This window comes from Mesorhizobium sp. ESP6-5 (genome assembly GCF_020164695.1).
GTDB lineage: Bacteria > Pseudomonadota > Alphaproteobacteria > Rhizobiales > Rhizobiaceae > Mesorhizobium > Mesorhizobium australicum.
Genome location: NZ_JAIUGR010000001.1, coordinates 185710 through 209783 on the forward strand (window position 1 = coordinate 185710; position 24074 = coordinate 209783).

The following is a 24074-nucleotide window of genomic DNA, read 5'->3' on the forward strand; positions in this document are numbered from 1 at the left end:
CGCACCGCGCTAGGTCTGACCTGATCATTTGAAGAGGCGTGACATGACTGCTGGCAAGAAACGCGTATGGTGGGGCGACTACCGGACCACCGAATACGCCTCGATCGATCCCGAGGCGACAATCGCGGTGCTGCCGCTGGCGGCTATCGAGCAGCATGGACCGCATCTGCCTGTGTCGACCGACACTTCGATCATGAACGGCATGCTCGACACGGTGATTTCACGCTTGCCCGACGATCTCGACATCCGCATCCTGCCGGTCCAGGCGGTTGGCAAGTCGAACGAGCATCTGCACGCGCCGGGCACTCTCACCTTGCCGGCAACGACGCTGGTCGACGCCTGGACCGAGCTTGGCCTGTCGATCGCGCGCGCCGGCGTGCGCAAGCTTATCGTCGTCAATTCGCATGGCGGCAATGAGGAGATCATGGGCATCGTCACGCGCGAATTGCGCGTGCGCGAAAAGATGCTGGCGGTGAAGACCAGTTGGCAGCGCTTTGGCCGCCCGGCCGGCATGTACACCGAACTCGAGGATCGTCACGGCATTCATGGCGGCGATGTCGAGACGTCGCTGATGCTGCATTTCCGGCCAGATCTCGTCGACATGGGCAAGGCCGACAATTTCGTTTCCAACGTCGCCAAGGCCGAGAAGGAATTCTCGCTGTTGCGCCACACAGGCACCCACGCCTTCGCCTGGATTGCCGGGGATCTCAACCCGAACGGCGTGGTCGGCGACGCCAGCATCGCGACAGCCGAGAAAGGCCGGCTGACCGCGGAATATCAGGCTGACGGGTTCATCAACCTAGTGCGGGATGTGCGCAAGGCCAAGCTCGCGGAGTGGCTGAAATAGCTAACCGTCGATCTGGAGGGCGAACGGCGTGCCTTCAAAGGCGTCGGCGCCGCGCCCGATCGACTCGATCGCCTCGATCATGCGGCCGTTGCGCTCGAGCAGCGCGTCGGCCACCGCGATCAGCCGCGGATTGGGCGTCGCCGAAGGCGATAGCGCTCGCAGCGTCCGCGCCAGTTCCACCTCGTTGCGTTTCGGCGCCAAAGCCGCGGCGATGATATAGGCCGAGGCGGTCGAACGGCTGATGCCGGCATAGCAGTGCACCAGCATTGGTTTCGCCCGGTCCCAGCGGCGTGCGAAATCGAGCAGGTTACGGACATGCTCCTCGCCCGGCATGGTCATGCCGTCCTGCGCCACGGCGATGTCGTGCATGACCAGGTGCAGATGGTTTTCCCTTGGGATCGAGGCCGGTCGGACTACGTCCGTTCCGGCGGCGAGCAGCGACAGCATGCGGTCGGCGCCGGTCCTGGCCACCACTTCCTCGATTTTCGCCAGCGAGCAGACATGGATCATTGTTTGAAACCTTTCGACCGATCCTCGCGCCGCGACGCCCAATCGGCAAGGGCGGATTCGAGCCTGCGCCATTCCTCCTCGCTCCCCGGCAGGCCGGCGCGCAGGGTATGCGGCCGTTCAGAGAAATGCCGCAGCAGGATGCCGCTCTGGCCAAGGCCGGAAAACAGGCCGTCGGCATCGGGCAGGCTGAGATAGCGGAACAGCGTGGTGCCCCCCGCGACGGGAACGCCGAAACGGCTAAACAGCGCGTCGAGCCGCATCGTCGCTTCTGCCAGCGACGCCCGCATCGCATCCTGCCAGTCGAGATCGGCGAGCGCGCGGATGCCATATTCCAGGGCCGGTCCTGCGACAGCCCACGGCCCGAACTGCATGTCCAGCCGTTCAGCCGTCGGCGCGTCGGCAAGCGCGAACCCGAGCCGCAGGCCGGCCAAACCAAAGAACTTCCCGAAGGAACGCAGCACGACGATGCCGCCCTGGCCGACATCGCCGGCGAGGCTGTGCTCGCGTGGACCGACATCCATGAACGCCTCGTCGACGACCAGCAGCCCGCCCTTGGCGCGAAGTCCGGCGGCCAGCACCAGCAACCGGTCGCGCTCGACGACGCGCCCATCGGGATTGTTCGGATTGACTATGATGGCGAGGTCGGCTTCCGCCAGCGCCGCGAAATCGCTGACCTCGACCACGTCGTGCCCGGCAATCGCCGCCGCCCGGGCGTGTTCGGCATAGGTCGGCCCCAGCACCATTGCCTTGCCGGGCCTCACCAGCGAGGCGACGCGCGGCAACAGGATCTGTGTGCCAGGGGCCGCCACCACGCTTGCTGGGGAAGGCGCGCCATAGGTGTTGGCCGCAATCTCTATCAGTTCGCGCCCACGCGCGGCCTCTGGCAATCGCCACAGCGAGGTGGCGGGCAGGTCGAAAAGCGGGTAGGAGTGCGGATTGATACCGGTCGAGAGGTCGACGAAAGGCAGCACGGCATTGGGGAAAAGCGCCCTTGCCCGGCCAAGACTTCCACCATGGTCCACCGCTCTTTCAAGAAGCTTCATGTCAGTCCTGATCGCTTTCCTGTCATTAATTGTCGAATTCGCCCTTGGTTATCCCGACTGGCTGTTTCGCGCCATCGGCCATCCGGTGACATGGTTCGGCAGGCTGATATCCTTTCTCGACTTGCGGCTCAACCGCGCCACTGATCCCGACGCGTTGCGTCGCCAACGTGGTGTCCAGGCGCTTCTGGTCATCGTGCTGGTGCCTGCGATAGCGGGCCTTTGCGTGCAGCTTGTTCTGCTCTGGTTCGTCCCCCTGGGGTGGATCGTTGCCGTCTTTCTGGCGACATCGCTTCTGTCGCAGAAAAGCCTTTACGAACATGTCGAAGCCGTCGCCGACGCGCTCGACAGCGGAGGCCTCGACATGGGCCGAGCCGCCGTTTCGCGGATCGTCGGCCGTGATCCCGAGACGCTCGACCGCGCCGGCGTCTGCCGCGCGGCGATCGAGAGCCTGGCGGAAAATTTTTCCGACGGCATCGTCGCCCCCGCCTTCTGGACCGGGGTCGGAGGGCTCGCCGGCGGCGCGGCCTACAAGGCGGCCAACACCGCCGATTCGATGGTCGGCCACCGGACTCCGCGCCATGAGGCCTTCGGCTGGGCGGCGGCGCGCTTCGACGACTGGATCAACCTGCCTGCATCGCGGCTGACGGCGCTGCTGATCGTGCTCGCTTCCCTCCTGGTCGAGGGCGCCGACCCCCGCGACGCCTGGCAGGCGGTGAGGCGCGACGCGAAAAAACACCGCTCGCCCAATGCCGGCTGGCCGGAAGCGGCCATGGCCGGCGCGCTCGGGCTGGCGCTCGCCGGACCACGCAGCTATGGCGGTGTCATGGTCGACGACATCTTCATGGGCGAAGGCGGCCGCCGCGATGTCGACAGCGGCGATATCAGGCGGGCGCTCAAGCTTTACCGGGTCGCGGACTACCTGCTGATCGGCTTGTTCGGCCTTGTCGCGCTGATCGCCGTTCTGGTTTTCTAGAACTCGATGCCTTGCTGCGCTTTCACGCCAGCCGAGAAATGGTGCTTTGTCACCCCCATCTCGGTGACCAGGTCCGCCGCCTCGACCAGTGCCGGCTTGGCGTTGCGGCCGGTGACGACGACATGCAGGCCTTCGCGGCGAGCCTTGAGCGCCGCAACCACCTTGTCGAGAGCGAGATAGTCGTAGCGCAAGGCAATGTTGAGCTCGTCGAGCACGACAAGGCTGATCGAGGGATCGTCGATCAATTCCAGAGCCTTGGCCCAGGCGGCCTCGGCGGCCGCGATGTCGCGCTTCAGGTCCTGCGTCTCCCAGGTGAAACCCTCGCCCATTGCGTGCCAGACGACACGGTCGCCAAAGACGGCAAAGGCGTCCTTCTCGCCGGTGTGCCACTTGCCCTTGATGAACTGGACGACGCCGACGCGCTTGCCGTAGCCGAGCACGCGCAGCGCGAGACCGAAGGCGGCCGTGGTCTTGCCCTTGCCGGGACCGGTGTTGACGATCAGCAACCCTTTCTCGATCGTCTTGCCCGCAACCTCGGCGTCCTGCACTGCCTTGCGCTTGGCCATCTTGGCGCGATGGCGTTCTTCATCCTTGCCGTCGATATCGGTCATTTCACTTCACCTTGAGCGGTAGCCCCGCCACCATGAGCAGCACCGTGTCGGCTACTGCCGCGACCCGCTGGTTGAGCCGGCCGGCATCGTCACGAAACCGACGCGCCAGCGCGTTGTCGGGCACGATGCCTTGCCCGACCTCGTTCGTCACCACGAACCACGGTCCGCGCGGCCGAGACAGCACGTCCGCCAGCCGCCGGCACGCGGCCTCGACGTCGTGATCGGCCACCATGTGATTGGTCAGCCACAGCGTCAGGCAGTCGACAAGCACCGGCTGCCCGTCTGGCAACGCCTCCAGCGCTTCGGCGAGGTCGAGTGGCGCATCGGTGGTCGACCAGCCCTCACCGCGCCGCGAGCGGTGCAGCGCGATGCGCTCGCGCATCTCGTCGTCATTGGCTTGCGCCGTGGCGATATAGGCCCATGGCGAGGGCAATGCCGTCACCAGGGTTTCGGCGTGCGCGCTCTTGCCGGAGCGCGCACCACCGATGATGAAGGTCAGCCTGCCGCGATCAGGCAAAGCTGTCGCGCAGGCTGGTCGCCATGCCGGTGAAGCGCCTGCGCACCACGCCCACGATCGCGCCGAGCACCAGCCAGAACACCAGATTGGTCACCGTCACCGCCACCACGAACTGATGGTGCAGGCCTTCCGGGATCGGTGTTTCGAAACTGTCGGGCTGCGGCGCGCCGACGACATGCGGCGCGACGATCAGCAAGACGGCGAGGATGGTCAATGGCAGCGATCTGCGAAAGACGATCAGGCCTAGGCCGATCGCGGTCGCGGCCGCCGTCGCCGTCCACCAGATCTGGCGCGGCAGAAGATCGGCCGCCGGCATTGCCGGCAGTTCCGGCTGCAGTCCGAGGCCCGGTGCCAGTGTGAACACGGCAAAGCCGGCCAAACCCCAGAACACACCCTGGCGCCAGTTGCCGACGCCGCCGAAGAACTCGGAAACCGCGACCAGGACCAGTGCGAAGCCGATCCCGGTGACGATATTGGCAACCACGCTAAAGGCGAAACGCTCGAAACCGTCGGCCGGCGCCCAGCCTTCGTCTTCCTCCGCCGGTGCCATGGCATCGGTGCCCGCGGGCGCGGCAGAGCTCATGGCATTGCCAGCGGGCGCCGTGCTCATGGCATCATTGGTCGCCGCTGGTGCGATCGCGTGATCATGGTGGTGGCCGCCGCCGGCCTTTTCATAGACTTCCGCCTTGAGGATCAGCGGCACGGTGGCATAGGCCTGCATGCAGGCGAGAACGACACCGGCCACGAGCCCCGCGATCGCCGCGACGAACACGACGTTGCGAAACAGATTCATGATGTCGGATCCTCGTTAGTGGCAGGGAAACGCCATCGAGTGGCGATAGTCGTGGGCAGCATTGTGGACCGCATCGATATGCGAGAAGCCGACAAAGCCGACGACGAAGATGCCGAGCAGCGCCGCGAGCGCGAGCTGCATGAAGCGCGACTGCGAGGAGACGGAGGCGCCGAGGGAGACGGAAGCGGTAGTCATGTCTTGTCCTTTCGCCCTCCACCCGAGGGCATCGAAGTCAGTTTCCTGTCGCCGGCAGGTCTCCTGGCTCGCGGATAAGCGCCCTTCCCCACCTTCCCGAAGAAAAATCTTCAGTGGCATATGGAGAGGACTACCGCACACAGTTGCGGGGGCAGCCACGGCATTGGGCAGGAATTCCTGCCCGCACCGCATTCCCTCTTGGCTCCAAAAAGGAACCGACGACATCGGTGACTATAGGGAAATTCGCCGCGCCCGGCAAACCAAATTCCGACAGCCGCCAGCGCAGGAGCGTCGCATCGGCGAAGCTGCCCTCATCCCGTCCCGATTGACAAACTTCATGGCCGGGTGTCGGCTGGCGCCCCTCACGGGAAGCCAGCCATGCAGCCCAATGCCAGCGAGCGCGTGCCCTATAACGGCCTGACTCGAACCGAGCCGACGCTGCCCTCGTCGGCCTATTGGGACCAGGACAACTATCAGCGCGATCTCGACGCCATCTGGTACAGGAACTGGCTGCTCGTCTGCCGCGAGGCCGACCTTGCCCAGCCTTTGGCGTTCCGCACCTTCCGCGTCGGTATGCAGGAAATCCTCCTGCTGCGCGACGACACCGGCGAGTTGCATGCCTTCCACAACACCTGCCGGCATCGCGGCTCGCAGCTTTGCCAGGAAAGCCAGGGCCGGCTGAAGGCGCGGCTGATCACCTGCCCGTATCACGCCTGGTCCTATTCGCTGCGTGGCGATCTGGTGCGCGTGCCGTCGAAATCGCTGCCTGACGGCTTCGACAAGGCCGATCACCCGCTTTATCGCGTCGCGCTCTCGGTGTGGCGGGGCTTCGTCTTCGTCAATCTTGCGGAAGATGCCGCCAGCTCGGCGCAATCCTCCTTCGACCCGGCCTCCGGCGACTTCGACAACTGGCCGCTGGAAACGCTGGTATCAGGGCACGTGCTGCGCAAGGTGATGAACTGCAACTGGAAGATTTTTTGGGAAAATTTCAACGAGTGCCTGCACTGCCCGGGCGTTCACAAGGACCTGTCGCGGCTGGTGCCGATCTATGGCCGCGGCCTGATGAGCCGGCATGACGATCCCGAATGGCTCCGTCACGCCGACAATGACGCGCCGGAATTTTCCGGCGGCCTGCGCACCGGGGCTGAGACATGGTCGCGTGATGGGCAGGCGCACGGGCCGGTCTTCCCGGGCTTGACGCCGGCGGAACGAACCGCCGGTCAGACTTACGCCACCAACCTGCCGTCGATGTTCATCGTCGGCCATGTCGACTATGTCAGGACCGTGCGGCTTACGCCGCTCGGTCCCGAACAGACCGAATTGACCGCGGAATGGCTGTTCGCGCCCGAGGCGCTCGCTGAGACCGACATCGACAACATCGTTGCCTTCGGCACACAGGTGCTGGAGGAGGACGCAGCAATCTGCGAGGTCAACCAGAAGGGCCTGCGCTCGATGCGTCATACAGCTGGCGTGCTGATGCCCGAGGAGTACGACCTTCACCGCTTCCACGATTGGGTGCGCGAACGGCACGCTGCGCGCTCACCCGAGGCCTGAAGATCACAGGGACTTCGGCAGATATCGCCAGGTCATGAAGCCGCAGAACACGGCAAGCAGTCCGAGCGTGACGAACACCGAGCCCAGACCGAAGAAGGCCAGCACCACCGAATAGACCAGCGGCGGCGTCAGTTCGGAAAAATCGAGATAGGTGCGGTAGACCGCCGCCATCTGCGCGCGCTCATAAGAGCGCACCGAGCGCATGAAGGCGGTCGAACCGAGCGCGTCGAGCGCGATGGTGAAGAAGGCGCCGCACAGCAGGAAGGCGCCGGTGAGCAACGGCACGGTTTCGCCCACGGCACCGGCCGCCAGCAGCGTCGCCGACATGGCGAAATAGGCAAATGTCATGGTCCTGCGGCCGCCGAAGCGTTTCCCCGCCTTGCCCCAGAAGATCGCCATGAACAGCAGCGCGTTGCCGGCCGAGACCAGCAGGCCGCCGGCCAATTCACCCTCGCCGGTGATGACCATGAACAGCGGACCATAGACGAAGAAGGTCGTCCAGAAGCAGGAGCGGCCGAAGGCTATCAGCCAGGCGAGCCTCAGCCTCGGCTGCGCGACGAAGCGGCCGATGTTGGCGAGCGGATTGGCCGGTCGTGTCTTGCCCGGGCGGATCGACTGGTTGTCGCTCAGCCGATAGGTCCAGAACAGCGCCAGCAAGGCCATGGCGAACACCGCCACCGCGCCATGCGCGGCATAAATGCCGAAGCGCGTATAGAGAAAAATGCCGAGCGTCGGCCCGCAGGTCCAGGCAACCATCGACCACGCCATGCGCAGCGATTCGGCCTGCATGAAATCGGTCTTGCGGATGTGATCCATGATGTAGAGGTTGAGCGTGATCGACAGCGCGCTGGCGCCCATCACCCGGCACAGCATTCCGGCCAGTTGCCCGGCGAGCGTATGGGTGACGAAGAACAGCGAGCCGATGGCGAGCAGGCAGGCGCCCGCCGTGTAGACCCAGCGCCGCGCGAAGCGGCGGATCAGCATCGGCATGAACAAGGTCACCGACAGGCCGAGCAGGGACACGGCGGTGTAGAGTATCGAGACGATCTGCTCGTTGCGGAGAATCTCGTAGGCCTGGATCGGTATGACGCTCGACACCATGGCGCGGGCGAAGGATTCGACCGCGTACAGCGAGGCGAAGGTGCGCGCATCCGCGGCCTTGAGGGCCGGAAGCCAGATCGGATGGCGAACATGGGTGGACATTGCTTCCCCAAAGCAGAATCGAGGCGTTAAATCTGCCGTGGACATTTCAGGCCCATTAAGAGGAAACCGACGCACATCCGGCAAAAAGCGAAGCCGGTCAAAGGCTTTTCCGCGCTGGCCCAACCCGGCGGCTGGCGCGGACCCCGCCGCGCGGTGCAGGCCAAGGCGCCCGGTCTTCTTCTATCCGGTGCAACCGTGATAGTCGTCGTGGAGGGGCTGAATCAGATCGCGAGACCATGAGCATCCACACGCCGACCGTACCCGTCCCGCAGCCATCGAAGCGCATCGTCGCCATCGATATCTTGCGTGGCATCGCGCTGATCGCGATGGCGAGCTACCACTTCACCTGGGACCTGGAATTCTTCGGCTACACCGATCCCGGCCTCACCGCCTTCGGCTGGTGGAAGTTCTACGCCCGCTGCATCGCATCGACCTTCCTGTTCCTGGTCGGGGTCAGCCTCTATCTCGCCCATGGCCGACAGATCCGCTGGAACGGCTTCTGGAAGCGGTTCGCCATGATCGCCGGCGCGGCGGTCGCCATTTCGGTCGTCACCCGCATCGCCACGCCCGACGGATTCATCTTTTTCGGCATCCTGCACGAGATCGCGCTCGCCAGCCTGCTCGGCCTCGCGTTCCTGCGCCTGCCGGCGCTGCTGACGCTTGCCGTCGCCGCGCTCGTCATCGCGGCACCAGTCTACCTGCGCTTCGAGGCCCTCGATCATCCCTGGCTCTGGTGGATCGGCCTGTCGGCGATCAACCCGCGCTCCAACGACTACGTTCCGCTGTTCCCCTGGTTCGGCGCCGTGCTTACGGGCATTGCGGTGGCCAAATTCGCTTCCACTTCCGGCATAAGGGCACGCCTGGCGAACCTGGCGCCCGGACGCTGGTCCAACCCGCTGGTCTTCATCGGCCGCCACAGCCTGGCTTTCTACCTGATCCACCAGCCGCTGCTGATCGGCTGCGTCTGGCTGTTCTCGCAAGTGATGCCGGCGCAAGTCGAAACCCCGCAGGTCAATTTCCTGAAAACCTGCCAGCGATCGTGCGAGCAGATGCGCAACGCAACCTTCTGTTCGAGCTATTGCGGCTGCATGCTCGAAACGCTCGAAGGCGAAGCCTCTCTTGATCGGCTCTTCAACAACGACCAGACTGCGGACTTCAGGGCGCATCTGTCCGATCTTGCCGCAACGTGCACCGCCAAGACCGAGGACAAGATGACGGAGGGAGGGACACAATGATCGGGCCAAAACCTGGGATCGAACCGAAGCCTGGGACCGGGCCGAAGCCTGGGCTGGTACCGTGGCCGCCGGTGATCTACGCCGCCGCCATCCTCATCAGTGTCGTGCTCGGCCTCTACATCCCGCTGCCCTGGATCGGCGATCTCCTTGGCGACATCCTGTTCGCCGCCGGCTGGGTGGCATTGTTCGCCGTGGCCGTACTCTGGTTCACAGCGATCCGCACCATGATACGGGCCAGGACCACGCTCAATCCCAACGCCGTGCCCGATCATCTCGTCACGACCGGCCCCTTCGGCGTCAGCCGCAATCCGATGTACCTGGCCAACACGCTGCTGTTGATCGGCGTCGCCTTCGTCTCGGGCATCGCCTGGTTCTTCCTGCTTGCCTTCGTGGCCGCCTTCGTCACCCAGAAGGTCGCGATCGAGGGCGAGGAAAAGATATTGGCGGCGAAATTCGGCAAGAAATACCGCGACTATGCAAAAAGAGTCCGGCGCTGGATTTGAGCAGGGCTACGTGTTGACGCCGAGCTCGACCAGCCGCTCGACGCAAGACTCCTCGGCCTGGTCGAGTTCGGCCAGCGTCTCCTCGAGGTCGCGACGTTTCTGCCTGAGGTCTTCGCGCTTTTCCTCGATGCGCTTGATCATCAGCTTGAGCTGCCCGACCTCGCCCGGCGGCTCCTTGTACATCTGGATGATCTCGCGGATCTCGTTGATCGAGAAGCCGAGGCGTTTTCCGCGCATGATCTGCCGGATGAGATGGCGGTCGGAAGGGCGAAACAGCCGGGTGCGGCCGCGCCGCACCGGCTGCACCAATCCCTCGTCTTCATAGAAACGCAGCGTCCGCGTCGACACGTCGAATTCGCGGGTCAGTTCGGTGATCGAATAATATTCCCGCATTGTCACTCCCTGCCGGAATTCCAGGCGATCGCCATGCGGCGTCGCCCTTCTGTCCCGAACCAAACCCTTGCCCGCCGGAATCGACACGGCACCCCGTACAAGCCTCGCACGGCATTTACGTAAAAGTCAATTGACACCCTTACCGGACGCCGAACCACCAGCTCGCGAGGCCGAGGAAGGCAAAGAATCCAACGACATCGGTGACCGTGGTGACGAAAACCGCCGAAGCGACCGCGGGATCCACCTTGAACCTGTCGAGCAGCAGCGGGATCAGGATGCCGGCAAGGGCCGCCACGAACATGTTGATGATCATAGCCGCCGCGATGATGCCGCCGAGATTAGGGTCGTGGAACCAACTTGCGGCGACGATGCCGATCAGCACGGCGAAGACGATGCCGTTGATGAAGCCGACGCCCATCTCGCGGCGGATGATGCGGCCGGCGTTGTAGATGTCGAGATCCCTGGTCGCCAGCGCCCGCACGGTGACGGTCATGGTCTGCGAACCGGCATTGCCGCCCATGCCGGCCACGATCGGCATCAGCACGGCGAGTGCCACGATCCGCTCGATCGTGTGGTCGAACAGGCCGATCACCGATGCCGCCAGGAATGCCGTCAGCAGATTGACGAGCAGCCAGGGAACGCGCGAGCGCGAGGTCGCCAGAATGCTGTCGGAGAGCTCTTCGTCACCGACGCCGCCCATGCGCAGCAGGTCTTCCTCCGCCTCCTGCTGGATGACGTCGACGACATCGTCGATGGTCAGCACGCCGACCAGCCGTTCGTTTTCGTCGACGACCGCGGCCGACAGAAGGTCGTATTGTTCGAATTCCCGCGCCGCCTCTTCCTGGTCCATGGTGGCGGGAATGGCGTGCCGCGTCTCATGCATGACCTCCCCCACCTTGACCGCGCGCTTGGCGCGCAGGATCTGGTCGAGATCGATGGCCCCCAACAACTTGAAGGTCGGATCGATGACGAAGATCTGGCTGAAGCGGTCCGGAAGGTTCTTGTCCTCGCGCATGTAGTCGATGGTCTGGCCGATGGTCCAGAAAGGCGGCACAGCGACGAACTCGGTCTGCATGCGCCGCCCGGCGGTCTCTTCCGGGTAGTCGAGCGAGCGCCGCAGCCTGATCCGCTCGGTGAACGGCAGCTGCGACAGGATCTCGTCCTGGTCTTCCGGCTCGAGGTCTTCGAGAATGTAGACCGCGTCGTCGGAATCGAGTGCCTGCACGGCCTGCGCGATCTGCGCATTGGGCAGATTGTCGACGATATCCATGCGGATCGCCTCGTCGACTTCGGTCAGCGCGGAAAAATCGAAGTCGGCGCCCAGCAGCTCGACCAACGCGCGCCGCTGCTCGGGATGCAGCGCCTCGATGAGGTCGCCAAGTTCCGACTGGTGCAGGTCGTCGACTTCGCGCTTGAGGGTCAGCGTATCGCGGTCGGCGATCGCCGCACCGATCTGAGCAAGGAAGGACGAAAGGACCGCGCCGTCCTCGCCATAGATGTCGGCGTGGGCGTCGTCAGCCGCCTTGGCGGAGGTCGTCTGCTTGTCCTGGCCTTCCACCAGCGTCTCCAGCCATCAGAATCCCGGAAAGGTTGCCAGTCAGGTCTAGACCATGATTCCGAAAAGTGGAAATCGGTTTTGGGTCCGACCACAAACAAGAAATTTGGAGCGGCGGCATGATTCGATTTCGCAGCCCGTCGCTCCAACGCACGGGAATTCCAGCCGAAAAATCCCGCTTGCGCAAAGGCGTCGTTTTCCACCGACGCGACATTGTCGGGCGTGCGCGACCTAGTCGATTCCGTCAAAAGCGGGTGTGCTTGTGGCCCGGCCACGCGACAGCGCATGTCGCTGGGGAAAGAGCACCCGTGCGCGATTGGGGCAGAATTGTCATGATGCAGGTCCAGGCATCGGCTGGACCCCCAAGCCGCAACAAAAAAGCCGGAAGCCCTTGAAGACCAGGTCGCGGACAGAAAGCAAGGCAATCGACGAGCGGCGCGTTCGCGTGGTCGTGGCTGAACGCAATCCGCTCGTCATATCGGCTCTGCGCGAAATGCTGGACTGCGACGGGCGCTTCGAGCTTTTGGCCTCCGTACAAAGCGGCAGGCATTTCCTGGAGCTGGCAGCGGTCCAGGAGTTCGATGTCGCCGTGATCGGCTGGAAGCTGTCCGACATGGACGGCGCTGATGTCCTGGCCGAGGTCCAGGCCCGCAAGCTCGACGTTCGCATCGCGGTCTTTTCAAACGACCATGACATCGGCATCCTGAAACAGTGCGTGCGCCTGGGGGCCCAGGGCTACTGCTTCCAGTTCGACGATCCCGCCATCATCTTCGACACGATCCTGGCTGTCGCGCACGGCCGCATCTGCATCCCCTATATCGACATCAACAAGGTCAACGATACGCCTCTATCCCGGCTTACCGTGCGCGAGCGTGAACTGCTGGCGGTATTGTCCGACGGCTGGACCAATTTGCAGATCGCCACCCGGACCGGCATCTCCGAAAACACCGTGAAGTACCATCTCAAGAATCTGTACGACAAGCTGGACGTCCGCAACCGCGCCATGGCGGTCGCGCTCTATTCACGAGAGAGGCGTAGCCAAAGGCAGCCTTTCGGGTAGGGCGACCGGGTAGGCCATACCCACCCGCATGCGGTGAGATCTTACCCGCCAAGGTGTTGTCGGCATCGGCCGTCGAAACGAAACTCCCACCACCGCTTTGCTGGATCAGGAGGAGTTCGCATCATGGCCGGTTTCACCCATCTTTTCATTCCCGGGCCGACCAACATCCCCGAGCAGGTACGCCAAGCGATGAACCTGCCGATGGAGGACATGCGCGCGGCCACCTTTCCCGACCTCACCCTGCCGCTGTTCGAGGACATCAAACGGGTCTTCAAGAACGAGACCGGCCGCGTCTTCATCTACCCGTCCTCGGGCACCGGAGCCTGGGAAGCGGCGATGACCAATGTGCTCAGCCCAGGCGACCGCGTTTTGATGTCGCGTTTCGGCCAGTTCTCGCATCTGTGGGTCGACATGGCCGAACGGCTCGGTTTCGAGGTCGACGTCATCGACTGCGAATGGGGAACCGGCGTTCCGCTGGAACTCTATGCGGAGCGGCTGAAGGCGGACAAGACGCACCGCATCAAGGCGATTTTCTGCACACAGAACGAGACGGCGACAGGCGTCACCAGCGACGTCGCCGGCTGCCGCGCCGCGCTCGACGATGTGAACCACCCTGCCCTTCTTTTCGTCGACGGCGTCTCGTCGATCGGCTCGATCGACTTTCGCCAGGAAGAATGGGGCGTCGACTGCGCCGTCAGCGGCTCGCAGAAAGGCTTCATGCTGCCGGCCGGCCTCGGCTTCCTGTCGGTGAGCAGGAAGGCGCTCGTCGCTTCGAGAACCGCCACCCACCGGCGCTGTTTCTTCTCCTTCGAGGACATGATCCGCGCCAACGATGCCGGCTATTTCCCTTACACCCCGGCGACACAATTGCTGCGCGGCCTGCGCGCCTCGCTCGACCTGATCGCCGAGGAAGGGCTGGAGACCATCTTCTCCCGGCACCATCGCCTCGCCGAAGGTGTGCGCAAGGCGGTCGACGCGTGGGGGCTGAAGCTCTGCGCCAAGGCGCCAAAATGGCATTCGGACACGGTCAGCGCCATTCTCGTGCCGGATGGCATCGACAGCGGCGACGTCGTCAAGCGCGCCTACCAGGCCTACCAGGCGTCGCTGGGCGGCGGCCTCAACAAGGTGTTCGGCAAGGTTTTCCGCATTGGCCATCTCGGCTGGCTGAACGAGGTGATGGTTCTGGCCTCGCTTTCGGCGGCGGAAATGGCGCTGCTCGATTGTGGCGTCCGGCTGGCGCCGGGCTCCGGCGTCGGCGCCGCCATCCAGCATTTCCGCGCCTCGGCCGCGCTGCCGGTCGCCGAAGCCGCCTGAGGGAGTCGACGATGAGCCACACCATTAACCACCTCAAGAAACTCAGGTTGCAGCGCAGCGAACTGGCGGTTCCAGGCTCCAGCCCGGAGATGATCGACAAGGCGGCCAACAGCGCCGCCGACTTCGTCTTCCTCGACATTGAGGACGCCGTCGCGCCGCCCGACAAGGAACGCGCACGCAAGAACATCATCCAGGCCCTGAACGACATCGACTGGCGCGCCAAGGGCAAGACCGTCTCGGTGCGCATCAACGGGCTGGACACGCACTACATGTACCGCGACGTTGTCGACGTCATGGAGCAGGCCGGCGACCGGCTGGACACCATACTGGTGCCCAAGGTCGGCGTTCCGGCCGACCTCTACATGGTCGAGGCCATGGTCAACCAGATCGAGATGGCCAAGGGCTTCAAGACCCGTGTCGGCCTGGAAGCCCTGATCGAGACCGCGCTCGGCATGGCCAATGTCGAGGCTATCGCCGCCACCCCTGGACGGCTGGAAGCCATGCATTTCGGCGTTGCCGACTATGCGGCAAGCTGCAAGGCGCGGACCGTCAATATTGGCGGCCTCAATCCCGACTATCCCGGCGACCAGTGGCATTTCGCCCTGTCGCGGATGACCGTCGCCTGCCGCGCCTACGGCCTGCGCGCCATCGACGGACCGTTCGGCGATTTCTCCGACCCGGAAGGCTACAAGGCGGCCGCCAGGCGCGCCGCCGCGCTCGGCATCGAAGGCAAATGGGCGATCCATCCCTCGCAGATTGCCTTGGCCAACGACGTCTTCTCGCCGCCGGAGAAGGAAGTCACGCGCGCCCGCCGCATCCTCGAAGTGCTGAAAGAGGCGGAGGCGCAGGGCAAGGGTGCCGCCGCACTCGACGGCAAGATGATCGACGCCGCGTCGGAACGCATGGCGCGCAACGTTCTGGTGGTCAACGACGCCATCGAACGCGCCGGCCAACAGCACGTCGCGGCACTTTGACGATTTGGGGAGGAGAAAAGAATGGACATCCACGAATACCAAGCCAAGGAACTGCTCGCCCGGCATGGGATCCATGTGCCGCGTGGCGGCCTGGCCTACAGCCCCGAACAGGCGACCTACCGGGCGCGCGAGATCGGCGGCGGCAAATGGGTGCTGAAGGCGCAGGTTCATTCCGGCGCGCGCGGCAAGGCCGGCGGCATCAAGCTCTGCGCCAATGACGAGGAAATTTCCAGCGCCGCCGAAGCCATGCTCGGGCGCAAGCTGGTGACCCACCAGACCGGCCCGCGTGGCAAGCTGATCTCGCGCCTCTATCTGGAGGAAGCCGTCGACATCGCGCAGGAGCTCTATCTCGGCTTCGTGCTCGACCGCAAGGAAGAGCGCGTCATGATCGTGGCCTCGGCCGCCGGCGGCATGGAAATCGAGGAGATCGCCGAGAAGGCACCCGATTCGATCATCCGCGCCACCGTCGATCCCGGTGTCGGCATGCAGCGCTTCCAGGCGCGCGAGATCGCCTTCGGGCTCGGCCTGGAGGACAGCCTGATCGGCAAGGCGACCGAGACCATCTTCAGCTGTTACCAGGTGTTCCGCGACTACGACGCCTCGATGCTGGAGATCAATCCGCTGGTGGTGACCCGCGACGGCAGCCTGGTGGCGCTCGACGCCAAGATGTCGTTCGATGAGAACGCGCTGTTCCGGCGGCCCGAAATCTCCGAATTGCGCGACAAGAGCCAGGAAGACCCGCGCGAAACCTTCGCCAGCGATCGCGGCCTCTCCTATGTCGGCCTCGACGGCAATATTGGCTGCATCATCAATGGCGCCGGGCTCGCCATGGCGACGATGGACATGATCAAGATCGCTGGCGGCGAGCCGGCCAACTTCCTCGACATCGGCGGCGGCGCTTCGCCCGAGCGGGTCGCGAAATCCTTCCGCGCCGTGCTCGGCGACAAGAATGTCGAGACCATCCTGGTCAACATCTTTGCCGGCATCAACCGTTGCGACTGGGTCGCCGAGGGCGTCATCAAGGCGATCCGCGAGGTCGGCGTCAACGTGCCGCTGGTGGTGCGGCTGTCCGGCACCAGGGCCGAGGAAGGGCGCAAGATCCTGGCCGATTCCGGCGAGGCGGTGATCGTCGCCGACACGCTCGCCGAAGCCGCCGAAAAAGCCGTCGCCGCCTGGCGCGTGGCCACCAACAAAAAAGCAGCCTGAGGGAGGACGGAAAAATGGCAATCCTGCTCAACCGCAGCACGCGCGTCATCGTGCAAGGTTTCACCGGCAAGATCGGCAGCTTCCATGCCGAGGACATGAAGCGCTACGGCACCAAGCTCGTCGGCGGCGTCACGCCCGGCAAGGGCGGCCAGACGCATCTCGGCCTGCCCGTCTTCAACACGGTCAAGGGCGCGGTGCGCGAGACCCGTGCCGAAGCTAGCATCGTCTTCGTGCCGCCGCCCTTTGCAGCCGATTCGATCATGGAAGCGGCGGATGCGGGAATAAAGCTCTGCGTCTGCATCACCGACGGCATCCCCTCGCAGGACATGATGCAGGTCAAGCGCTACATGCGCCGCTACCGCTTCGAGGACCGCATGCGGCTGGTCGGGCCGAATTGCGCCGGCATCATCACGCCGGGACAGGCGCTGATGGGCATCATGCCCGGCTCGATCTACCTGCCCGGCCGCATCGGCATCGTCGGCCGCTCGGGAACGCTGGGCTATGAAGCCGCCTCGCAGATGAAGGCGCTCGGCATCGGCGTGTCGACCAGCGTCGGCATTGGCGGCGATCCGATCAACGGCTCCTCCTTCAAGGACGTTCTGAAGCTGTTCGAGCAGGACGACGAGACCGACGCCGTGGTCATGATCGGCGAGATCGGCGGACCGCAGGAAGCCGAAGCCGCGATCTGGGCGCGCGACAATATGAGGAAGCCGCTGATCGCCTACATCGCCGGCCTGTCCGCCCCCAAAGGCCGCCGCATGGGTCATGCCGGCGCCATCATCTCGGCCTTCGGCGAGTCCGCGCAGGAAAAGGTCGAGATCCTGAAAGAGGCCGGCGTCATCATCGTGCCGACGCCGTCATCGTTTGGCGAGGTTGTGGCAGATACGCTGGCGCGGAGGAAGCAGGCGGCGTAGCCGCAGGTTCGGGCGAAAGACGGACGCGGCGACGCAGTCTCCAAGACGCGCCGCCGCCTTCGTTTCCGGGCGCGCAAAGCGATTGATCCGTTGTAGCCATTCCCAGCGATTAAATACTCGTGGCGCACTTGTTTCGCTGGAAACGATTTGCTACACGCCGCGAGCCGGTCGGTTCCGGCTCTACCACGTGCGGTCGTGGCGGAATTGGTAGACGCGCAGCGTTGAGGTCGCTGTGGGGCAACCCGTGGAAGTTCGAGTCTTCTCGACCGCACCAAATCATCCTGACGACACAGCTGCGAATTGAACCAGCAAGCACTCATTGTCTTGCCGGCGCGTCGGATGCTCGGCGCCCAAGCGCACGGCGAACTGGACGTTTCTGCTTGATATCGCCATATGGAAGGCGACAAGAGAGACGCCATGCCAGAACGCAGCCAGATTGCCACGTCGTTCCTGCCCTTGCCCGGTTCGGCCCCGGTGGAATGGCTGGTCGAGCCCGGCCTTGTCGCCTATCCCGATGCGCTTGCGTTCATGGAGGCGCGCGCCGAGGCGATCCGCGGCGGGGCTGCCGGCGAAATGGTCTGGCTGGTCGAACATCCGCCGCTCTACACCGCCGGCACCAGCGCCCGCATCGAGGACCTGATCGAACCCGATCGCTTTCCGGTCTTTGCGGCCGGACGCGGCGGCGAATACACTTATCATGGGCCAGGCCAGCGGGTCGCCTATGTCATGCTCGACCTGAAGCGCCGGCGCGAGGACGTGCGCGCCTTCGTCGCGGCGCTCGAACAGTGGATCATCGGCACGCTCGCCGCCTTCAACGTGCGCGGCGAACGCCGCGAGGACCGGGTTGGTGTCTGGGTGGTACGGCCAGATCGCCCTGCTTTGCCCGACGGCTCACCTGCCGAGGACAAGATCGCGGCAATCGGCATAAGGCTGCGGCGGTGGGTGAGCTTCCATGGCATCGCCATCAATGTCGAACCGGAGCTCGAGCATTTCGGCGGCATCGTGCCGTGCGGGGTCCAGGACCACGGCGTCACTAGCCTCGTCGACCTCGGCCTGCCCGTCGGCATGGCCGATCTGGATCTGGCGCTGAAATCAGCCTTCGAGGATGTTTTTGGTCCCGTGGCGGCTTTGCCGGTCGAGGCTGCCCGCAAGACGGGTTGATCCTTTCGGACCCAACCAGCTCAGAGCAACTGCCCTGACGCCCACAACACGCCGCAGCCGTGGATGGCGAACACCGCCAGCAAGGCCCCGGCGATGACCAAACGATCGACAGTGCCGATCGGCTCCAGTTCGTGGCGTGGCTTCACCCCGCTGCCGACGGTGAGCAGGCTGAGAATCGAAAATACCGCACCGGCCGCGAGCAGGAAGCCCAGGGAAAAACCGGCCCGCCAGCCAAGCGCCAGAAAGGCCGAGAGCAGCGAGAAGGACGCCAGCGCCAGGACGACCGGCCCCGGGCAGATCTGGCGCAGCACCTGGCCGCCGTCGAACTTCCACACCGGCACCAGATTGGCGATGTTGAACAGGGCAGCGCAGCCTGCGAGTGCGGCGAGTAGCGCGGCAGCCGCCTTGTGACCCTCGCCGCCGGCAAGAACGCTGGCGGCGATGACGATCGGCACCAGGAAGGCGGAAAACCCCGCCCCCATCAACGCCACGAAGGCCACTTCGAAACGGCTGTTATAGGGCCGGCCGCCAATGGCGATGCCGCCAAGCAGCGGGATGAAGATCATCCGCGCCCTGCGATGGCCCGTCAGCCGGAACGCCGCCATGTGGCCGAGTTCGTGCAGCGCCACCACCGACGTCAGGATCGCGGCCAGCGCCAGCCCGCCGAGGTGAAGGCCGAAGAACGGCCACAGCATCAATGCCGACAACACGGCAAAGCCGACCTGGCTCAGCGGATGCTCGAACCAGCCACCCTTGCGATACTGCCCGGTCCTTGCCCAACGCTGCAGCTTGGAGAGCTCGCGGCGCATGGCGAAATAGCGAAACACCAGGAAAGCCACGCCGCGGTAGCGGTCGGTCCGGCTGAGCGTCACGCGCGTGCCGCTTCCCTCCGAAACCAGTTCGGCGGTCTCGCCATAGTCCTTCCAGAACGAGCTATCGAGCGCGGTGTCCTCGATCACCTGCATCGAGAAGCGGCTGCCCTCGACGACATCTTCAAACTGCGCCCTGCGCTCTATCGGCTTGCCATCGCGGCCTTCCCAAGAGAGCGTGATGCGGGCGACGCCCTCTTCGTCCAGCGGCTGCGCCGACAGGATCTCGCCGGACCAGCCGGCATTGCTGCCGAGCGGCCACAGCGCCTGCCACAGGCGCTGCCGGTCCATCGCCACGATGCGGCTCGACCTGACCGTGCGCAAACCAAGCGGCACGGTCATCAGGAGAAAGATCAGCCCGAGATTGCTGGCCACGAGAATGGCCGTGACGATGGGCGACACCTGGACGTTGCTCCCTGCCTTGGAGCCGCACCCTAACTTTGCTGCGGCAAGAAAAGCTTAACGGCGGGGCGGCATTGGTCATCGAGAAACAGCGACGGCCGACGCTGCCAAATCACATGGCTCCGATCCAGATCGCCATGGAGACAAGAAACGCGCTCATGCAAACCAGCGAGATGACATCCTGAACCAGATCGGTCATAACTCTCTCCTGTTGTTGATATGTTTCTAGTTTGTTCTAATTTTGTTCCATTGTCAACCGCTGGGAGGTATGGCCATGGGCGGGGAACTGTGCACGGTTAGTGAAACGTTAATTGGTCGCTAAGAGAGGGAGTTGGAAGCTTGCCAGGGTAGGCTTCAGCCCGGGAAGAACAAATTAGCGACCGCTTGTATTAAATTTTGGCTGAGCCGAAAATGCCTGGGCCTGAGGCATTGCTGAGCGATCGACATGGGGAAATACGGAGGCGCAAATCAAGGGAACGCTGGCGAAAGCGTATGCGACAAGGTCGCCGGCGGCGCCTCTCTCGCAATCTCGTAATTTGGTTGGCCATCCTGGCGACGAGCGCGATATCGTCCACTCTGATCGCAATGAGCGCTCACTGGCGGTTCTAAGCTACCCCCGCGCGGTACACGTCGGGTGAGAATCGTCCTTAGAGCGGCACCACCTTGCCGTCGGCCAACGTGACGCGCCGGTCCATGCGCGATGCAAGCTCGTGATTGTGGGTGGCGATCAGCGCCGCGAGGCCCGATTGCCGCACCAGTGCCTCCAGCGCCTCGAACACGTAGGAGGCTGTGACCGGGTCGAGGTTGCCGGTGGGCTCGTCGGCGAGCAGCACCAGCGGCGCATTGGCGACCGCACGCGCGATGGCGACGCGCTGCTGCTCGCCGCCGGAAAGCTCCGACGGCCGGTGCGACGCCCGTTTGCCGATCTGCATGTAGTCGAGCAGTTGCGCCGCTCGCTCGGACGCTTCCTTGCGCGGCAGGCCCTTGATGAGCTGCGGCATCATGATGTTTTCCAGCGCGGAAAACTCCGGCAGCAAATGATGGAACTGATAGACGAAGCCGACATCGTTGCGGCGGATCGAGGTGCGCTCGTCGTCGGACAGCCGGCCACAGGCGCGTCCGGACAGGATCACGTCGCCGGCATCCGGCCGCTCCAGCAGCCCGGCCGTATGCAGCAGCGTCGATTTGCCGGTGCCCGACGGGGCCACCAGCGCCACCATTTCACCGCGCCGCAGCGCGAAATCGGCGCCGTTCAGGATGGTGAGCTTGCGCGGCCCCTGGACGTAGTGCCGTTCGACGCTCTTCAGCTCGATAAGGACCTCGGCCACTACTCGTACCTCAAGGCTTCGACTGGATCGAGGCGGGCCGCCCGCCATGCCGGAAACACCGTTGCCAGGAAGGACAGCGCAAGCGCCATGATGATGACATAGGTCGTCTCGCGCGGATCCATCTTGGCCGGCAACTGGCTGAGGAAATAGAGCTCCGGGTTGAACAGCACCTTGCCGGTCATCCAGGAGAAGAACTGGCGGATCGATTCGATGTTGGTGCAGATCACGACGCCGAGCAGCACGCCGGCGAGCGTGCCCGTCACGCCGATCGCCGCCCCAGTCATCAGGAAGATGCGCAGGATGGCGCCGCGCGAGGCGCCCATGGTGCGCAGGATGGCGATATCATGCCCCTTGTCCTTCACCAGCATGATCAGTCCGGAAATGATGTTGAGTGCCGCCACCAGCACGATCAGCGTCAGGATCATGAACATGACGTTGCGTTCGACCTGCAGAGCCGAAAAGAAGGTCTCGTTGCGCTGGCGCCAGTCGACCATGTCGATCGGCCGCTGCGCCGCCGCTTCCACCTTGGGTTTCAGCGCGTCGACATCGTCGGGATTGTCGACATAGATCTCGATCGTCTGCGCCCGGCCGTCCATGTTGAAGTAGAGCTGCGCTTCGGAGAACGGCATGTAGACGATCGACGTGTCATATTCAGACATGCCGACCTCGAAGATCGCCGCGATCTTGTAGCCCTTCATGCGCGGTGTGGTGCCGAGCGGCGTCACATCCCCGTCCGGCGAGATCAAGGTAATGGTATCGCCGAGCGTCAGGCCGAGATTCTCGGCCATGCGCTTGCCGATGGCGACACCCTCGCCGGTATCGAAATCGGCGAGCGTGCCTTGCTTGATGTTGCTGGCCACGATGGCGATCTTGCCGAGATCTTCACCCCGGATGCCGCGCACCAGCGCGCCGGTGCCGCCGCCGACATTGCCTTGCGCCAGCACCTGGCCGTCGATCAGCGGGATGGCGTATTTGACCCCGGGTACGCCGTTGATGCGGCTGGCGACCTGGGCATAGTCCTCAAGCGGTGAATCGAGCGGCTGCACGATCAGATGGCCGTTGACGCCAAGGATGCGCGTCAAAAGCTCGGCGCGGAAGCCGTTCATCACCGCCATGACCACGATCAGCGTGGCGACGCCCAGCATGATGCCGAGAAAAGAGATCGAGGCGATCACCGAGATCACCGTCTCCTTGCGCCGCGAACGCAAATAGCGCCAGGCGACCGTGCGCTCGAAGATGGAAAAAGGGCCGGCGCCCGCCGATCTCGCTGCCGCCGCCTCGCTCATGCGGCGGCACCGAAGTGTTTGGCCGCGTCGGCGATCGGCAGCGTCACGCGCTCGCCGGTCTTGCGATTCTTGATCTCGACCTCGCCAGCGGCGACGCCGCGCGGCCCGACGATCACTTGCCACGGCAGGCCGATCAGGTCGGCGGTGGCGAATTTGCCGCCCGGCCGCTGGTCGGTGTCGTCATAGAGCACATCCTTGCCGGCGGCGGTGAAGGCGGCGTTGAGCTCGTCGCAGACGCGATCACAGTCGGCATCGCCCGCCTTCATGTTGATCAGGCCGATATCGAACGGCGCCACCGCTTCCGGCCAGATGATGCCGTTCTCGTCATGGCTGGCCTCGATGATCGCCGCGACCAGCCGCGACGGGCCGATACCGTAGGAGCCGCCCGAGGCGAAATGATCCTTGCCGTCGGGCCCCGTCACCTTGGCCCCCATCGGCTTGGAATATTTCTCGCCGAAGTGGAAGATATGGCCTACCTCGATGCCGCGCGCCGAGACCCGGTCGCCAGTCGGAACCTTCTCCCAGGCCGCCTCGTCATGCATCTCGTCGGTGGCGGCGTAAGGCGTCGTCCACGTCTTGACGATATCTGCTATCTCGCCGTCATTGGCGAAGTCGGTGTTCGCGCCGGGCACGGCAAGCGACAGGTAATCGCGATGGCAGAAGACCTGGCTTTCACCAGTGTCGGCCAGGATGATGAACTCGTGGCTGAGATCGCCGCCGATCGGACCGGTGTCGGCCCGCATCGGAATGGCCTGCAGGCCCATGCGCGTGAAGGTCCTGAGATAGGACACGAACATCCGGTTGTAGGCGGCTCTCGCGCCTTCGAAGTCGAGATCGAAGGAATAGGCGTCCTTCATCAGGAATTCGCGCGAGCGCATGACGCCGAAGCGCGGCCGCACCTCGTCACGGAACTTCCACTGTATGTGGTAGAGGTTGAGCGGCAGGTCCTTGTAGGATTTGACGTAAGCGCGAAAAATCTCGGTGACCATTTCCTCGTTGGTCGGACCGTAGAGCATGTCGCGGTCCTGCCGGTCCTTGATGCGCAGCATCTCCTTGCCGTAGTCGTTGTAACGGCCGCTCTCGCGCCACAGATCGGCCGACTGGATGGTCGGCATCAGGATCTCCAGCGCACCGGCGCGGTTCTGCTCCTCGCGGATGATCTTGCAGACCTTGTCCAGCACCCGTTTGCCCAGCGGCAGCCAGGAAAAACTGCCTTGCCCCTGCTGGCGGATCATGCCGGCGCGCAGCATCAGCCGATGCGAGACGATTTCGGCCTCGCGCGGGTTTTCTTTGAGGATAGGCAGGAAATAGCGCGACAAACGCATGGACAGGTCCGTGAATGAGAATGGCCACGCCAGAATCGGCGCGGCGCAGGCTTGCTTGCCCCGGCTTCATAGCGATTTCATGACCGAATGGAAACCCGGCCATCCCACCACGTAGGCCCCTTCCGAGCCCGAATCCCTCGCTTCCGGAACAACCCGCGCCGACAATGGAACGCACCGAACCTCTTCGTGTTTGGCCGTCAATTCTTTGCGCGCGTCAATTGCGAACATGCCGCAAAGGCTCTGTCGACCCTGACTGGACGTTTCAAAAGCAAAGCCTGCCGCACTATTGTGCAGTGCAGCACG

Annotated in this window: 24 protein-coding genes, 1 tRNA gene and 1 riboswitch; of the genes, 12 read left to right on the forward strand and 13 right to left on the reverse strand. The window is 64.1% G+C overall.

Features of this window, described 5'->3' with window-relative positions; genetic code table 11:
* The first annotated feature begins 43 nt into the window (after positions 1-43).
* Entirely contained in the window at positions 44-847 is an 804-nt protein-coding gene (locus LB524_RS00875; protein ID WP_140661022.1) for a creatininase family protein, read from the forward strand.
* Here the strand turns inward: LB524_RS00875 and LB524_RS00880 are convergent, their stop codons facing one another.
* Both LB524_RS00880 and cobD read right to left on the reverse strand, forming a co-directional pair.
* Positions 848-1357, reverse strand: coding sequence for a tyrosine phosphatase family protein (locus LB524_RS00880; RefSeq protein WP_140822082.1), 510 nt, complete (start codon positions 1355-1357; stop codon positions 848-850).
* Positions 1354-2400: a threonine-phosphate decarboxylase CobD gene (gene cobD, locus LB524_RS00885; RefSeq protein ID WP_224523190.1), complete on the reverse strand. Its 1047-nt coding sequence runs from the start codon at positions 2398-2400 to the stop codon at positions 1354-1356. The genes LB524_RS00880 and cobD overlap by 4 nt, the downstream gene beginning before the upstream one ends.
* Between cobD and cbiB the strand changes: the two genes are divergently transcribed.
* Complete coding sequence (gene cbiB / locus LB524_RS00890; protein ID WP_224523193.1) at positions 2399-3373, forward strand: adenosylcobinamide-phosphate synthase CbiB; 975 nt, start codon at positions 2399-2401, stop codon at positions 3371-3373. The two genes, cobD and cbiB, sit on opposite strands and share 2 nt — an antisense overlap.
* Here the strand turns inward: cbiB and cobO are convergent.
* From cobO to LB524_RS00910, 4 genes are read right to left on the reverse strand one after another with little or no spacing between them, the layout of a single operon-like run.
* Positions 3370-3984, reverse strand: a complete 615-nt coding sequence (gene cobO / locus LB524_RS00895; RefSeq protein ID WP_224523195.1) for a cob(I)yrinic acid a,c-diamide adenosyltransferase — start codon at positions 3982-3984, stop codon at positions 3370-3372. The two genes, cbiB and cobO, sit on opposite strands and share 4 nt — an antisense overlap.
* A 1-nt stretch (position 3985) precedes the next feature.
* The gene (cobU, locus tag LB524_RS00900) at positions 3986-4501 is read right to left on the reverse strand and encodes a bifunctional adenosylcobinamide kinase/adenosylcobinamide-phosphate guanylyltransferase (protein WP_224523197.1); all 516 of its coding nucleotides are present in this window, start codon (positions 4499-4501) and stop codon (positions 3986-3988) included.
* On the reverse strand, positions 4494-5294 hold the full coding sequence (locus tag LB524_RS00905) for a CbtA family protein (protein ID WP_224523199.1): 801 nt from the start codon (positions 5292-5294) through the stop codon (positions 4494-4496). The genes cobU and LB524_RS00905 overlap by 8 nt, the downstream gene beginning before the upstream one ends.
* Before the next feature lie 15 nt (positions 5295-5309).
* Positions 5310-5489 carry a CbtB domain-containing protein gene (locus LB524_RS00910; protein WP_015317373.1) on the reverse strand — a complete coding sequence of 60 codons (180 nt, stop codon included), beginning with the start codon at positions 5487-5489 and terminating at the stop codon, positions 5310-5312.
* A 35-nt stretch (positions 5490-5524) separates the two neighbouring features.
* Positions 5525-5724, reverse strand: a riboswitch (cobalamin riboswitch).
* A gap of 143 nt (positions 5725-5867) precedes the next feature.
* Between LB524_RS00910 and LB524_RS00915 the strand changes: the two genes are divergently transcribed.
* Positions 5868-7043 (forward strand): aromatic ring-hydroxylating oxygenase subunit alpha, encoded by a 1176-nt coding sequence (locus LB524_RS00915; RefSeq protein WP_224523201.1) that lies wholly within the window; start codon positions 5868-5870, stop codon positions 7041-7043.
* 3 nt (positions 7044-7046) lie between these two features.
* Here LB524_RS00915 and LB524_RS00920 read toward each other — a convergent pair whose 3' ends face one another.
* Positions 7047-8246 (reverse strand): MFS transporter, encoded by a 1200-nt coding sequence (locus LB524_RS00920; RefSeq protein ID WP_224523202.1) that lies wholly within the window; start codon positions 8244-8246, stop codon positions 7047-7049.
* 236 nt (positions 8247-8482) lie between these two features.
* Between LB524_RS00920 and LB524_RS00925 the strand changes: the two genes are divergently transcribed.
* Positions 8483-9481 carry a heparan-alpha-glucosaminide N-acetyltransferase gene (locus LB524_RS00925; protein ID WP_224523203.1) on the forward strand — a complete coding sequence of 333 codons (999 nt, stop codon included), beginning with the start codon at positions 8483-8485 and terminating at the stop codon, positions 9479-9481.
* Positions 9478-9984, forward strand: coding sequence for a methyltransferase family protein (locus tag LB524_RS00930; protein ID WP_140723996.1), 507 nt, complete (start codon positions 9478-9480; stop codon positions 9982-9984). The genes LB524_RS00925 and LB524_RS00930 overlap by 4 nt, the downstream gene beginning before the upstream one ends.
* Positions 9985-9990: 6 nt before the next feature.
* Here LB524_RS00930 and LB524_RS00935 read toward each other — a convergent pair whose 3' ends face one another.
* Both LB524_RS00935 and mgtE read right to left on the reverse strand, forming a co-directional pair.
* Complete coding sequence (locus tag LB524_RS00935; RefSeq protein ID WP_006203215.1) at positions 9991-10377, reverse strand: MerR family transcriptional regulator; 387 nt, start codon at positions 10375-10377, stop codon at positions 9991-9993.
* Between the two features lie 139 nt (positions 10378-10516).
* Positions 10517-11935, reverse strand: a complete 1419-nt coding sequence (gene mgtE / locus LB524_RS00940; protein WP_015317368.1) for a magnesium transporter — start codon at positions 11933-11935, stop codon at positions 10517-10519.
* A gap of 490 nt (positions 11936-12425) precedes the next feature.
* Here mgtE and LB524_RS00945 point away from each other — a divergent pair, with 490 nt between their 5' ends.
* The 7 genes from LB524_RS00945 (at position 12426) to lipB (ending at position 18561) form a co-directional block, all read left to right on the forward strand.
* Positions 12426-12992 (forward strand): response regulator transcription factor, encoded by a 567-nt coding sequence (locus tag LB524_RS00945; RefSeq protein ID WP_051041364.1) that lies wholly within the window; start codon positions 12426-12428, stop codon positions 12990-12992.
* 123 nt (positions 12993-13115) lie between these two features.
* Positions 13116-14306, forward strand: a complete 1191-nt coding sequence (locus LB524_RS00950; protein ID WP_224523204.1) for an aminotransferase class V-fold PLP-dependent enzyme — start codon at positions 13116-13118, stop codon at positions 14304-14306.
* An 11-nt stretch (positions 14307-14317) separates the two neighbouring features.
* Complete coding sequence (locus LB524_RS00955; protein WP_015317365.1) at positions 14318-15280, forward strand: HpcH/HpaI aldolase/citrate lyase family protein; 963 nt, start codon at positions 14318-14320, stop codon at positions 15278-15280.
* Between the two features lie 21 nt (positions 15281-15301).
* Positions 15302-16486, forward strand: coding sequence for a malate--CoA ligase subunit beta (locus LB524_RS00960; protein ID WP_015317364.1), 1185 nt, complete (start codon positions 15302-15304; stop codon positions 16484-16486).
* Positions 16487-16500: 14 nt separating this feature from the next.
* On the forward strand, positions 16501-17400 hold the full coding sequence (sucD, locus tag LB524_RS00965; protein WP_015317363.1) for a succinate--CoA ligase subunit alpha: 900 nt from the start codon (positions 16501-16503) through the stop codon (positions 17398-17400).
* 189 nt (positions 17401-17589) lie between these two features.
* Positions 17590-17674 (forward strand) — tRNA-Leu (locus LB524_RS00970).
* A 143-nt stretch (positions 17675-17817) separates the two neighbouring features.
* Positions 17818-18561: a lipoyl(octanoyl) transferase LipB gene (lipB, locus tag LB524_RS00975; protein WP_140822098.1), complete on the forward strand. Its 744-nt coding sequence runs from the start codon at positions 17818-17820 to the stop codon at positions 18559-18561.
* A 20-nt stretch (positions 18562-18581) separates the two neighbouring features.
* Here the strand turns inward: lipB and LB524_RS00980 are convergent, their stop codons facing one another.
* The 4 genes from LB524_RS00980 to proS form a co-directional block, all read right to left on the reverse strand.
* Positions 18582-19832, reverse strand: coding sequence for a site-2 protease family protein (locus tag LB524_RS00980; RefSeq protein WP_224523205.1), 1251 nt, complete (start codon positions 19830-19832; stop codon positions 18582-18584).
* Between the two features lie 647 nt (positions 19833-20479).
* A complete protein-coding gene (locus LB524_RS00985; RefSeq protein ID WP_140615836.1) occupies positions 20480-21160 on the reverse strand; it encodes an ABC transporter ATP-binding protein in 681 nt (226 codons plus the stop codon).
* Positions 21160-22446: a lipoprotein-releasing ABC transporter permease subunit gene (locus tag LB524_RS00990; RefSeq protein WP_015317359.1), complete on the reverse strand. Its 1287-nt coding sequence runs from the start codon at positions 22444-22446 to the stop codon at positions 21160-21162. The genes LB524_RS00985 and LB524_RS00990 overlap by 1 nt, the downstream gene beginning before the upstream one ends.
* Entirely contained in the window at positions 22443-23771 is a 1329-nt protein-coding gene (proS, locus tag LB524_RS00995; RefSeq protein ID WP_015317358.1) for a proline--tRNA ligase, read from the reverse strand. The genes LB524_RS00990 and proS overlap by 4 nt, the downstream gene beginning before the upstream one ends.
* Between the last annotated feature and the right edge of the window lie 303 nt (positions 23772-24074).